The organism is Psychrobacter glacincola, assembly GCF_965118485.1.
GTDB lineage: Bacteria > Pseudomonadota > Gammaproteobacteria > Pseudomonadales > Moraxellaceae > Psychrobacter > Psychrobacter glacincola_D.
In genome coordinates this window covers 19408-32896 of record NZ_CBCPJH010000035.1, presented here as the reverse complement: position 1 = coordinate 32896, position 13489 = coordinate 19408, and the positions used below count along the sequence as shown (strand labels likewise).

The window sequence follows — 13489 nt, the reverse complement described above, 5'->3', positions numbered from 1 at the left end:
TAAAAAATTAATAATTTGACCGGCTAATCTTTTAAAATATAGGCAACCAATGCTGCAAAATCATCAAACGTTTCGGTAGGGTTTAGCTCTCGAATATCCTGCCCATAATTGTAGCCATAAGAAAGTCCAAGCGTATCCATATTGGCATTTTGTCCCGCTAAGATATCGTTTCTGGAATCACCAATCATAATTGCTTGTGCTGGAGTCACATCTAAAGCCTCGCAGACATGCAAGAGTGGGGCGGGATCGGGCTTTTTAACCGATAAGCTATCACCACCAAGCACTTCGCTAAACAAGTCTTGCCAGCCAAAAAACTGTAATATTTTGGGCACAAAACGAATCGGCTTATTGGTCACTAACGCCAGCTTAAACCCTGCTGCTTGTAGTTTTTTTAGCCCACCATCGACATCCGGATAGGCGATGGTTTTGCTACCACCCATGTTGCTATAGGCATCAAAAAATACTTGCTCAGCATGGTCAACATCTTCTTTGGTTAATTCACCGTCTAAAACTTCTATCTTACCAACCAAGGCACGTTCTACCAGCATTCTTGAGCCATTGCCCACCCAGTTACGAATGGTATCGATAGGATAGCTATTTTTACCAAGCGTGGTCAGCATCGCATTAGTAGCATCAGCCAAATCTGGGACGCTATCAATTAAGGTACCATCGAAGTCAAAAATCAAAAGTTGCTTATCCATTATTCCTCGCGAGTAGAATTGTTCATTCTATTTGTTATGTTATTAATTTTTAAAAGTACTATTCAGGATTTTTATTACCATAGCATAGGTAAGCGATAGAACTTACTTTTACTGCTATTTCAACAACTACTATTCAATATCTTTATAGCGATTACGGTGTTCAGCTTTCATTTTTAAATAGTTTGTATTTTCGCGGCACAAATCCCATTTTTGTTTAAAGATGCGTGCTGATTCTGCTTTAATGGCATCCTCGGTTTGTCGTGGTAGCTCTGAGCGTCCATGCGCACCGCTTTGGCTTTTTTTATCATCAGGTACGGCGCCCTTGTACTTTTTACCGCCTTTATGATTGGCATAGCGGCGGGCGCGGGTAAAACCCATTTGAATAAATTTGCGTGCCATATCAGCGCCGACAAAATCATCGGCTGCCAAATAATCCAAAAACATCTGATAAATGATGTCGCTGCTTTCTGTCGCAATTTCAGGAGTGGCAAAACGCCAATGCGGTAGAATCTCAGATTTATACGGCTCTACCAATAATACGCCTTGCTCACCGCGTCCGACACGATATAGCTCAGGCTGCAGGCGCAAATCTAAATTCTTATAATCCAAATCATAATCAAACTCTCTCATTATCTTACCTATCGGTTATCCATAGATAGTATTAGTATAAAGAGCTTATACGATTGAAATGTAGCACAGATATGTTATAGATCATTGAAAGTGGCAATTAATAGCAGTTAGCCATTATTGCAGCCATAAAAAAAGCCCCAAACAGTGATGTCTGGGGCTTTTTAGAATTCTTAAACGAATGGTGGCTCGAGGCAGGTTCGAACTGCCGACACACGGATTTTCAATCCGTTGCTCTACCGACTGAGCTATCGAGCCGTCTTCGTTGAGGCGCTATTAAACTAAATATAGGCGTTGCTGTCAAGAGGTTTTTGCATTATATGTGATAAAAGGGCAAAAATAATTGATAACTAATCAAAATAAGCCTTTTTTACCCTAAAATGAATCCTTTACGCTCAGTAGCTCGTATTCACTCATAATACGGTGAATGTCGGCATCAGCAGGGATAAACTGGCGTACGCCTTTTTTGACCTCGGCATCATAGACCAGTTTGATAAACTTAGCATCAATGGCGCGACCGCGGTTTTGTTGATGTACGGTGAGATATTGCAGGCGTTTGGCATCGGTTTGCCCGTCATCAAAGCAGGCCACCGCGGCGATAGGCTTGTCATTGAACATCCCGACATATAGATACTGACCACGCTTAAACCCTTGTTCAATAAGTGCCAATACCTCAGCACCATCCGGTTGATTGTCATCGGTGTCATACAATGCTTGTAGGCGCTCGGCCAATTCATTTTCACGAGTCGGCTTTTTCATCAAAGGAGTTTGTAAGTCGTTAATGGCAATCGCTTCTAAAGGCATCGTGGCTTCCTCTTAAATGTTTCAAATGTTTGTATGGCATAAAGTAATGAGTATGGCGCAATGATTGATAATACTGAATGCGCTATTTTAGCAGAATGACGCAATTTTGTGCGTGGTTTAGCGCTTGGTCATGGCAGTAAATGCTAGGGTTTGCTATGATGAAGGTAGACAGTGTTTTTGATAGACAATACTTGCGATTTTAGTAGGTTACCTAGACATTGTCCCCATTCTTAGATTTCTAAATATAAAATCATTTACACGCTAGTGAACAGGTATTGGGCGTTTTTTCGCCCTATTTTATTGACCGCTTTTAATGAATAGAGAGTAGCCATGACTGCCAATTTGACGACCACCAATACAGCCGATACAACTGCACAAAATATAAATTTACATGGTCGCCCAGCTCGTACCGCCACAGTGACGCGCAATACTGCTGAGACCCAAGTCACTTGTACCGTTAATCTCGATGGCACTGGTCAAGGCGTTGTCGATACTGGCGTACCGTTTTTGGACCATATGATTGATCAGATTAAACGTCACGGCTTGTTTGACTTAGACATCAAATGTACGGGCGATACTTTTATTGATGATCACCACAGTGTCGAAGATACCGGTATTACGCTTGGACAAGCTTTTGCCAAAGCATTGAGTGATAAAAAAGGCATTCGTCGTTATGGGCATTTTTATGCGCCATTAGACGAAGCATTGACGCGTGCGGTGGTTGATTTGTCAGGGCGCCCGGGTCTGCATATGGATATACCGTTTACACGCTCGCATGTCGGAACGTTTGATGTCGATTTGTTTAGCGAATTCTTCTATGGTTTCGTCAATCATTCATGGATGACGGTACATTTAGACAACCTCAAAGGCAAAAATAGCCATCACCAAATCGAATCTACCTTTAAAGCCTTTGCTCGTGCCTTACGTATGGCTTGCGAATATGATGAGCGAGCATTAAACACTTTACCATCGACCAAAGAGGCTTTTTAGATGAGTCGAGCCACAAAGATTGCACTATTAGATTATGGTATGGGTAACTTGCACTCCGTTGGCAAAGCGTTAGCGCTTGTCGGTGCAGAAGTTTCTATCACCAGTGACCCAAAAGTAGTCGCGGCAGCAGACAAGATTGTCTTCCCTGGTGTCGGAGCGATGCGCGACTGTATGATAGGTATGCAGGAAGTAGGAATTGACAAGGTCATACGCCAAGCTATCTTTAATAAGCCTGTACTCGCCATCTGCGTCGGTATGCAGGCATTATTTGAGCAGTCGGCAGAGAACGACAGTACGGACTGTTTTGGTATTTTAAAGGGTAAGGTAGAGGCGTTTGATCCGACGTGGACTGATGAGCAAGGCGTCACTATTAAAGTGCCGCATATGGGTTGGAATACCATTACTGAGATGGATTTTGAGCATCCATTGTGGAACGGTATTGAAGATAATGCGCATTTTTATTTTGTACACAGCTATTATTGTGAGCCGACCGACAGCGCTCAAGTGGCTGCTATTTGTGATTACGGTCAGCCATTTTGTGCTAGCGTTATTCAAGATAACTTATTTGCCACCCAGTTCCATCCAGAAAAAAGCCATACCGCAGGCTTGCAGCTGTTAAAGAACTTTGTGGATTGGAATATTTAAAGAAGCATGTACTAAATTTTTGATTGAACAGTAAGGTAGGTTAGCAAATGCTTAATCTACCTTTTTTATTTTCAATTTATAATTAGTTGTTTTTAAATTATACTCAGTTATTTTCTATCTCTTATACACGGAATAAAATCGTGGATTTTTATATTTTCAAGAACGGTGTCGTAGATGCCACAGGCTTAGACAAAGACGCTCTACATATGTATGTCGGTATCAGCGTTTATTTATTAAGCTTAATTCTGATGCGTCCAATTTTTAAAAAATACAGTGTCAGAGCGTTTATTGCTTTAGTTTTGGTAACTTGTATTGCCTTATTAGGTGAGTATTTGGACAATCGGCAGACGATTACCGAGTTAGGTATGTCTGGGATAGGAAGTGCAGAGCTAAAAGCCAGCATCCATGATTTGATTAATACCTGTCTGCTGTCGTATGTGCTTTATGGGCTTACCATGTGGACGAAGACTTTTCAATCAGTGGTTAATAAGCCAACTCGGTTATTAAAACAACGATAAGAAAGTCAGTTAGTTATTAAAGGTTGTAAAGTATTAGAGTGTCCAGAGTGTCCAGAGTGTCCAGAGTGTCCAGAGTGTCCAGAGTGTCCAGAGTGTCCAGAGTGTCCAGAGTGTCCGGAGTGTTTTAAAAAAATATGATAGTCTTAAGCGTAAAGATATTTAGACAGAAAAAAATTAGACTCATTGAACTTATTCTCAGTTTATTTTTATTTCACAATTTCTTCTTATAGAAAAGGTCGCGCCATGACAATATTTAACTGTTTGTGTAAGCCTTATCTATACGTCTTTACGCTTAGTGTCACTATCTTGTCTATAGGCGCTTGTAGCGATGAGTCCAGCCTTTCTAGTACGCTAACCAACCAAAAAGCTGATGGCATACCTGTTTCTGAATCTGCTGGTACTGAATCTGCTGAAAAGCCAAAGCAGAACTTACCCTTAGCTCCAGATATCTCAGTTGATGAAACGATCGAAATAGCAGCAGTGGACGATTCTAGAGGGGTTACTATTGACCCTGATACGCCAGTATTAATGGAATTATATGTCATCGATAGAGCTGGAGCAGTAGGTAGGCAGTTGCCCAACGATACTGCCGAAAAGCTCAAAAGCTATATGTTTGGTGATAAGTTGGAAGTTATTGAAGACGCTAAAGGCTGGTATGGTATCAAAGCGATGATGCGTAGGGAATATGAAGATGATGAGGGTAGATACGTCACTGCTGATCAAGAAGAAAAAATCTATATCAAGAAAAATGAGGTTGGTACATTAGACAAAGTGGTCTTGATTACTGATGATTTAAATATCCTGTCATATTCGAACATAGACGAAAAGTATGCGGGCGTTGAAAATGGAAAGCCACTAGATAGCATACTGATATTCGAACTCATCGATAAATCTTTATTTGAGAAAAAAAGAGCACTGGCGGTTAATTTTTTATCGACAGGTAACGCTAAAGTTAAAAAAGAAAATGGCGTTTTATCCATTCCAACCGCTAAAGAAACGGTGAAGTTGGTTGATATCGAAACTGATAATGATAGCGAAGCCAGATTTAAATATATGGGTCAAATCGATTTTTTAAACCAATATGTAGTTTTTGGCCAGTTTTGGGAAAGCTCTAGTTATATAATTTTTGATAGTATCACTGGAAAGCAAACACAGGATTTTATCGAATATCCTTATATATCACCAGACAAGCAGTATATTATGGCGGTTTACGCCAATCCTTATGACGAACCGCGTACTGACCTTGAGTTATATCGTATTCAAAATAAAAAAATAACTCCTATAATGAGCGCAGGATTTAAAAATTGGATGCCTGTTGATGAGCCAAAAGATATATTTTGGGCCAAAGACGGCTATTTATATTTAGCCGTTACTCATAGCGCCGCCTTCTGGAAAGAAAACGGCAGCCTTAATGATACTTATCAATATATTAGGATCAAGGTAGACCTATAATCGTTACGGCTAATGCTAATTTTTTGGCTTAACCTCATCATAAAGCTCGCGTATCACTTCACCAATCACTCGAATACCATCAATCAGCGTTTGCTCATCAGCGGCAATACTCATACGAATACATTCATGCGCATGTTGGTAACTGCTCACATCGACACCGGGGAAAAAGTGTTTACTTGGCACAATAAGCGTGCCTTTTTCTTTTAGACGCTCGTATAATTCAACAGTCGTAATCGGCAAGTCTTTAAACCATAACCATAAGAAAATCGCGCCTTCAGGCTTATGAATCGCTAGTGGATAATCACCCAACGCTTCTTTTAATAAGCGTACGGCGGTATTCGCTTGCTGTTGATAAAAAGGTTTAATCTCATTATCCGATAGCTGCTTGATGCGGTCATTGTTGACTAATGGTGTGGCAATCGCTGCCCCAAAGCGTGTTGGCGCTAAATTCACCACCGCATTCATTGCGCTGACCGCTTCGATCACTTTAGGCGCAGCAACGATAATACCGGTACGCATACCGGGTAAGCCAATTTTAGACAGGCTAAAGCAAAGAATCGTATTGTCATCCCAAGTGAGATGCGCGTCTGAATAAATGATGTTAGGGAAGGGCATACCGTAAGCATTGTCAATAATCAACGGTATGTCATAACGCTTGGCAATCTCAGCTAAATGCGCCATTTCATCATCAGTCAAGACGTTGCCAGTCGGATTGGTTGGGCGTGAGCAACAAATCGCCCCAATACGACCTTCTTTTAGCGCGGGCAAGTTCTCTAATGCCTCAAAATCAACACGATATTTAAAGAAACCTTCTTCTCCATCATGAGTCACTTCATCGATATGCGGTAATACGGCAGCGAAATGCTGACCTTCAACATGTACATCACTGTAGCCAATATATTCAGGAGTTAACGGTAGTAAAATAGATTTATCTACCGACTGGCTGTCTTTATCTTGACTGTGCTCGTCAACGAAAGCACCACCAAATAGATTAAATAGATAGAAAAAGGCGTTTTGTGAGCCATTGGTCAGGGCAATATTTTCTGCCGTCAGATCCCAATCATAATGACGGTTAAAGAAGCCGACTAACGCATCGATAAACGCAGCATCACCTTGCGGGTTGGAGTAATTCGCCATGCTAATAATAGCGCTACTATTGGCTTCACCCGTATCGTTATCATTACCAAGCGCCTTATAAGTCTCTAAAAATAGCTCATTGACGGCTTCAATCTTGGCAGGATTACCACCGCCCAGCATATTAATCGGCTGATCGCTTTTTAGCGCATCGCCAAGATCATCCATCAATTGTGAGATACCAGTAGGCTGGGTAAATTTTTGACCGAATTTTGAGAATTTCATAAGGTTACCGTGCTGTTTTAAAGGTTGATAAGAGAATATAAAATATCGTAAAGTGATATGGAATTTATCATTTAAAAATAAGGATAGCAAATAGCAAAATTTAAAAACCTTAATAGTAAACCAAAAAATAGGTTAGCTTAAGCATAAATAATGCTTAAGCTAACCTAAATTTGAAAGTTTTACCAATAATAAGAAATTATTAAATCATCGCCCTTACTCTCGCCATAATCCCACGTCCAATCACCAATCTCACATAAATAATGGCAATGGCAAATAGCAAGACAACCAATGCTACACCGCCAATACTTAAACTTGTCCACGGCACACTAAAGCGTAGATTAAACCATTGGGTAATCGCAGCCCAAGCGCCAATGCTGGCGATAATGACGGCAAATGCCGCGGCACTAAGTCCAAGCAATCCAAGCTCTAGTATATTAAGCATATATAAGTCACGTTTTTGCATACCTAACAGCCTAAACGAAGCGCTTTCTTGCATGCGGTCTTGCGAGGTGGACAGTAACGAGCTAATCAATACCATGATGCCAGTCAATAGAGCTAGTAGGGTGAAGACATAAACCAAGCGACTCATTTGCGCCACCAACTCTTGGACTTGCTGCGCGATAGCCGTCCCATCAATGGTCGTTACGGCAGGAAATGCTCTGACCAGTTGTCCTTGCAAGTCTGGAATATCATCCGCTGCGACATGTGCTGTGGCAAATTGGATTTGTGGCGCAGCAGAGAGGACGGAAGGCTCAAATAAGAAGTAAAAATACGGGCTTGGACCTTGCTCATAACGCGAGCGAATACTGGTGATTTGACCGACGATTTCAATACCTTGGATATTAAAGCGCACCTGATCGCCCATGCCAACATTTAATAAACTAGCAGCGGTATCTAAAATCGATAAAGGCGCGACGACTTGCCCTGGATCCTTACTCTCAGTTTCGATAGGTGCATACAGTTGATTATTGGCTACGGCATCTGTAATAAACTCAGTCTCCATGACGGTATCTGAGTAGCTTAAATTAAAGACACGCGTAGGGTCATCAAAATCCTCAGCAGGCTCGATATCTTGTACAGGTACATTATTAGCGGTCACCACACGGGCACGAATGACAGGATAGTAGCTCACTGGTGCCTCAATGATGTTATTAATTTCATCATGCTGATCGCTTTGAATATCTAACAAAAATAAATTCGGCGCATCTTCAGGATAGGCATTAATAAACTGGGTATTGATACTATGATTAAGCGTGGTAATCAATGTCAGCACCGCCACTGATAGCGATAAGGTAACAAAGAACAATGCTGATTGATTGCCTTTACGGGCAAGGTTATGAATAGCAATCCGCTGCATCCAACTGACATTGCTGTTGGTCGCCAACTTGGCAAGTAGCCATAACCAAGCACGCGCTAACAGCCAAAATATTGCTACGAAACCGATTAATCCTATGAGTAACTGAGCGCCTAGCTTAAACAAACCTACTTCATAGGCAAAGAACGCATAAAGCCCTGTGAGCATTAGTGCATACCATAGTAAAGGTAAGCGTCGATACCAAGGCAGATTTTGCGCTGGTGAGCTTGCACCTTGGCTAAGTAAGGTTGCGGGTTTGGTGGTACTAAGCGAACTCAAGCCACGCTGCGCTATAAGCAACGTCAGCACTAAGGCGATAATAATGGTTTTAATGGCGCTGATAGGATTAATAGCTAAGCCAACATCCGCTGGCAAGATAGCCACAAGATACGGCTGACCAACTTTGAGTAAGCCAAAACTAACGATAATCGCAGCGATACCAGCGATGATGGTGGTAGCGATTAATAGCTGATAGTAGCTGCGTTTAAGTGAGCTAAGCGGCTCACCCAATGCTAAGCGAATCGCATTACTAGATTGCTGCTTGGACACAAACGCGGTGATGACCCCATACATCGCTACCGCCGATAGTAAAAGTACCGCGATGACCAAGAGTTTTAAAAACATCAATACATTGTCAGAGATACGCGAAACAGAAGTATCTGCTGATTCAGCATCAGAGAGCTCGATATCAGGATAATTGGTTAATATTTGCGTCAGCTTGTCGCGCTGCTCAGCGATTAATTCTGGCTCACCTGCTAACTCAATGCGATAGTTGATGCGGCTACGCTCACCTAATAGATTGGTTGCGGCGAGCGCGTCTTGTTGCATCAGCACTCGTCCACCAAAGCCAAACGCGGTCAACGGACGGTCAGGCTCTTTCGTCAGCACATCACTAATCGTGAACTGTCCTTCACCAATGGTAATTTCATCACCAATACTAGCGTTTAGGCTTTTAAGTACTTCTGGGGCGACGACCACATTATCAGGCTTGAGCTGCTGCCACAAAGGCTGACCAGATGCTAGTTCGACGTCACCATATAACGGATAAGCAGGCGAGACGGCTTTGACGCGGGCAAGTAAGGTTTGCTCATCAGTGACCACCATCGCACTAAACTGATAATCATAAACTTTTTGCGCATCAGCAACCGTTTCGACTTGCGTTAACACTTCGCTTGGCCAGTCTTGCTGACTGTTTAATATCAAATCGCCTCCAACCAGTGCGCGCTGATTGTCATTGATATAGGTATTAACCGATTGCTGAATCGAATCTAGGGTCAGATAAGTTGCCAGTGATAGCGTTAAAGTCAGTAAAAATAACACTGGATAGACCCAGCGCTGCCACCAACTACGGCTTAATGCTTGCGCGCCCAAACCTTTAAATAAATGGGATATGATGCCGCCAGTATAATCTGACTCTTTTGCCATTGCCGTATCAGTCTTATCTTTTGGTGAATGCTTCTCTGTTTTCTTATTATTCATCAAGTTATTCATTAATGTACAATCCGCCCATCATGCATGGTAATGACACGATCTGCCATTTCAGCCAGCGCAGGGTCATGGGTCACAACGACCAACGCTGAGCCAACTTGCTGTCTCAAATCTAATAATAATTGCATGACTTGATTGGCATTTTGCTCATCTAAGTTACCCGTTGGCTCATCAGCAAAGACAATTTTTGGCTGCGAAACTAGCGCTCGTGCGACAGCAGTACGCTGCTGCTCACCACCTGATAGTTGATTGGGCAAGCTATTGCGTCTGTGACCCAAATCAACGGCTTCAATCAATTTATCCACTCGTGCTTTGTTTGGACGCCGAGCAATATCAAGTGGAAAAGCAATGTTTTCTGCTACGGTTAATGTTGGTAAGAGGTGAAAGGATTGAAAAACAAAACCCATATCCCGCTGACGAATGACAGCTAAAGCATCTTCATCAAGGCTACTCAATGTTTGACCAGCCAACTCGACGGTGCCACTATCAGGATAATCTAGCGCCGCTAATAAGCCTAACAAAGTAGATTTTCCCGAGCCGGATTTGCCCATGATAACCACGAACTCACCCGCATTGACATGAATATCGACGTCTTTAATAATGGATAACGATTGGTCACCGACTTGCACGGTTTTATTTAACTTAATAGCAGTGAGCAGCGCTGCTTGCGGAGCATTTAATGCGGATGATGTCATTGTGCAGTCTCAGTAGGCGTGCTCGTCGATGTTGGCGCTGGCTTGTTAGGTTTTATTGATTCACCAGCATTACTTGCTTCTAATTTTTTAAGCTCAGGTTGTAAGATTGGCAAGATATTATCATTAACGATAATCTTGTAGCCCTCACGGGTTGGATGAATGGCATCTGCTTGATTGAGTTTTGGGTCACCGCCAACACCGTCTAAAAAGAAGGGAATAAGTGTCACGTTCATATCTTTTGCTACTCTTGGATATATCGCGGCAAATGATTTTACGTAATCCGAACCAAGATTGTCATAAATTTGCATACCGCCCAATATCACCTCGCTACCATTATCCTGTAGACGTTTAACAGCGGTACGAATATTAGCCTCAACCGTCGCCACATCAATACCGCGAATGGCGTCATTAGCACCGACGGTCAAAATCGTAATATCAGGTTTGGTCTGTAATACCCAGTCTAAGCGATTCACCAAGCCAGTGCTGGTTTCGCCACTTAATCCTGAATTGATGACTTTGACATTTTTATAACCAAGTTCTTGTAAGCGTGCTTGTAGCTGTGATGGGTAATTGGCATCATTATCAACGCCAAGACCTTCTGTCAACGAGTCACCTAGTGCCAAGATGGTTAGAGGTACAACTTGTTGCTTAGCTTCTGGATTTTGAGGCTCGGCAATTTTTGTATTAATGGTTTTGTTGTTGTTCTGAGTGTTAGTAGCCGTATTGGTATCAGGCTCTTTCTGACAGCCGCTAATAGCAATTGCTACGGTCAATGCAGCGACCGTGAGCAAGCGCTGCGGTAGACGAGAAGGTAGGTTTATCATGATTCTGCTGTCCTATATACAATAAACCCAGTCTAGCAGAATCAGATAAGCATCAATATGGTGCAATAGTTAATTGAGTAATGATGAAAATTAAATCTTCTTACCATCGACCATCACCGGACGACTGATCAGCCAAGCGAACCCCACATTTATAATCATCAATACCAACATAATAAATAACGGCAAATCCCAGCTGTCCGTTGCTTCATGCAACCAGCCTGTACCCAACGGACCGAAGAATGCAATCAGGTAGCCGACTGCTTGTGCCATTCCAGAAAGCTCACTCGATTGGTTGGCGGTATAAGTTCGCATCGAAAACAGCATCATACATAAGGTAAAAATGGCTGAACAGCCAATACCCATTAGCGCTGACCACAACCACGCCAAATCTACCGATAGATAACTGATTCCTAAAAGGCCAATCACGTTCAAGACGGCAGCAAGTACCGCCAACGCTTGTATAGGACGCCCACGGTTCACCAACCACGTCAAACTCAAAATCGCTACGGGTGCCATAAACTGAAAGATAGAGCCCATTTGACCAGCGCTCACCGCAGGCAACCCTTTACTCAGCCAAATCGAGGGCAAAAAGCTGGCAACAGTATAAAAAAGCAACGATTGTAAGCCCATAAAGATCGCAATTTGCCAAGCAAAAGGCGTGCGCCACATCGAGATATGTGCCGGCGCTTGTACGCCCTTAGCAAGTGGCACGATTGGCTGATGGTTTGATGAGCCTAAGCGCAGCCGTAACAGTACCCAAATAATGAAAGCAAAGATCCCCAACACAGACCAACCACCAAGCGCCCATTGCCAACCGACTTGCGCAGATAATGGCAGTACTACACCTGCGACAATGCCTGCCGAGACCGTCATGGTGAGACTAAATAAGCCAGTAATTAAGGGTATGTGATTGGGCGTACGCTGCTTAATAACAGGAGCAGCGAGCGTATTGGCAAAACCAATTGCCAATGTCAATAATAATGTACCGCTTAAAAACCCACCCCAAGTGGGAATGAGGCTACGAATCATCATGCCCGTGGTTAATAGAGCAATCATCGCAATCAAGGTATTTTCAAGCCCAAACCGCTTACCAATCGTGGGCGAAACAAAAGCACCCAGCGCAAAAGTCAGCATCGGCACCGCGCCAAGCCAACCGATTTGGGTTTCGGAGATATTGAGCGCCTCCTGTACCACAGGCGCAATAGAGCCCAACGCCACAATCGGCGAGCGCATATTAGTCCCGAGCAAAATCATGGCACACAGTACTAGCCAAAACGTAAAGCGTGAAGAGGGCAGCTTCAAGTTTGACGGAGCACCCGACTGTGCTTGTGACTGGGGTGTTAAATCAGTTTGCAAATTAGAAGAGGTAGACATAGCGGCACGACTATCAGCATAAGAAAAAAGACACGTCATTAAAAAGCGCTGGCGCACCATCGCTTATAAAATAACACCAGTAAATCTCACCGTGAAGGCGATTTAGAAAATAAACTAGAATATAAAAATACTTGCAGAAAGCAATTCATATGAGCTTGCTACCCTATCGATCAGGGCAAAATTATATGTAGGTAATAAGGTTGAGATTTTGATGATAAAGCACTCTTTATCAATAGCTGCTTATAAAAATTGGTATGGCACAAACAAAAATAGCGCCAGCCTCTTTTTAAAAGACTTGACGCTATTATAAGAACAAATGATGACTAAAGACTACCAGCGTATGGTAACAAATCTACTACTTATACCGATTTGCCTAATTGAGCGGCTTTTAAGGCGTTTTCTTGTTGTTCAGCGATCAAGGAGTCGCACTTATTAGGATCGTCACCACAGTACGAACATTTCTCATTGCCCATCAATTTAGCGACACCGCCACAAGACCCTCTAAGCGGCTTTTTTTTGACCATATAACCAATACCCATAAAGATAAAAAATAGAATGAATACGGTAAAGGTGATGGCAAGCATGGGAAGCAGTTGGCTAAGCATAGAGGAAACCTCGCGTTTAAAATAGGACAGTCATCTATCGATAACGTATTAAT

13 protein-coding genes and 1 tRNA gene are annotated in these 13489 nt (G+C 42.6%); 4 read left to right on the top strand and 10 right to left on the bottom strand.

Annotated features, from left to right (window positions below):
- Positions 1 to 23: 23 nt before the first annotated feature.
- From ACMHKH_RS12030 to ACMHKH_RS12015, 4 genes are all read right to left on the bottom strand, one after another.
- A complete protein-coding gene (locus tag ACMHKH_RS12030; protein ID WP_413520880.1) occupies positions 24 to 701 on the bottom strand; it encodes a phosphoglycolate phosphatase in 678 nt (225 codons plus the stop codon).
- A gap of 129 nt (positions 702 to 830) precedes the next feature.
- A complete protein-coding gene (locus ACMHKH_RS12025) occupies positions 831 to 1331 on the bottom strand; it encodes a DUF4385 domain-containing protein (protein WP_413520879.1) in 501 nt (166 codons plus the stop codon).
- Positions 1332 to 1510: 179 nt separating this feature from the next.
- Positions 1511 to 1586: transfer RNA gene (locus ACMHKH_RS12020), tRNA-Phe, on the bottom strand.
- A 117-nt stretch (positions 1587 to 1703) separates the two neighbouring features.
- The gene (locus ACMHKH_RS12015; RefSeq protein WP_413520878.1) at positions 1704 to 2132 is read right to left on the bottom strand and encodes a hypothetical protein; all 429 of its coding nucleotides are present in this window, start codon (positions 2130 to 2132) and stop codon (positions 1704 to 1706) included.
- A 330-nt stretch (positions 2133 to 2462) separates the two neighbouring features.
- Between ACMHKH_RS12015 and hisB the strand changes: the two genes are divergently transcribed.
- The 4 genes from hisB to ACMHKH_RS11995 all read left to right on the top strand — a co-directional run bounded on the left by hisB (position 2463) and on the right by ACMHKH_RS11995 (position 5737).
- Positions 2463 to 3122, top strand: a complete 660-nt coding sequence (hisB, locus tag ACMHKH_RS12010) for an imidazoleglycerol-phosphate dehydratase HisB (protein WP_413520877.1) — start codon at positions 2463 to 2465, stop codon at positions 3120 to 3122.
- A complete protein-coding gene (gene hisH / locus ACMHKH_RS12005; RefSeq protein WP_413520876.1) occupies positions 3123 to 3767 on the top strand; it encodes an imidazole glycerol phosphate synthase subunit HisH in 645 nt (214 codons plus the stop codon). It begins immediately after the preceding gene.
- 140 nt (positions 3768 to 3907) lie between these two features.
- Positions 3908 to 4285 (top strand): hypothetical protein, encoded by a 378-nt coding sequence (locus ACMHKH_RS12000; protein ID WP_413520875.1) that lies wholly within the window; start codon positions 3908 to 3910, stop codon positions 4283 to 4285.
- A gap of 243 nt (positions 4286 to 4528) precedes the next feature.
- Positions 4529 to 5737: a hypothetical protein gene (locus ACMHKH_RS11995; protein ID WP_413520874.1), complete on the top strand. Its 1209-nt coding sequence runs from the start codon at positions 4529 to 4531 to the stop codon at positions 5735 to 5737.
- A gap of 15 nt (positions 5738 to 5752) precedes the next feature.
- On the opposite strand, the gene ACMHKH_RS11990 is transcribed toward ACMHKH_RS11995, so the two are convergent.
- From ACMHKH_RS11990 to nqrM, 6 genes are all read right to left on the bottom strand, one after another.
- Positions 5753 to 7096: a valine--pyruvate transaminase gene (locus ACMHKH_RS11990; RefSeq protein ID WP_413520873.1), complete on the bottom strand. Its 1344-nt coding sequence runs from the start codon at positions 7094 to 7096 to the stop codon at positions 5753 to 5755.
- A 199-nt stretch (positions 7097 to 7295) separates the two neighbouring features.
- Entirely contained in the window at positions 7296 to 9929 is a 2634-nt protein-coding gene (locus ACMHKH_RS11985; protein ID WP_413520872.1) for an ABC transporter permease, read from the bottom strand.
- Positions 9930 to 9940: 11 nt separating this feature from the next.
- The gene (locus ACMHKH_RS11980) at positions 9941 to 10633 is read right to left on the bottom strand and encodes an ABC transporter ATP-binding protein (RefSeq protein ID WP_413520871.1); all 693 of its coding nucleotides are present in this window, start codon (positions 10631 to 10633) and stop codon (positions 9941 to 9943) included.
- Complete coding sequence (locus ACMHKH_RS11975; RefSeq protein WP_413520870.1) at positions 10630 to 11457, bottom strand: arylesterase; 828 nt, start codon at positions 11455 to 11457, stop codon at positions 10630 to 10632. Before ACMHKH_RS11975 ends, ACMHKH_RS11980 begins: the two co-directional genes overlap by 4 nt.
- A 90-nt stretch (positions 11458 to 11547) precedes the next feature.
- Positions 11548 to 12870 carry a CynX/NimT family MFS transporter gene (locus ACMHKH_RS11970; protein ID WP_413520869.1) on the bottom strand — a complete coding sequence of 441 codons (1323 nt, stop codon included), beginning with the start codon at positions 12868 to 12870 and terminating at the stop codon, positions 11548 to 11550.
- A 320-nt stretch (positions 12871 to 13190) separates the two neighbouring features.
- Positions 13191 to 13436, bottom strand: a complete 246-nt coding sequence (gene nqrM, locus ACMHKH_RS11965) for a (Na+)-NQR maturation NqrM (RefSeq protein ID WP_413520868.1) — start codon at positions 13434 to 13436, stop codon at positions 13191 to 13193.
- Positions 13437 to 13489 lie beyond the last annotated feature (53 nt).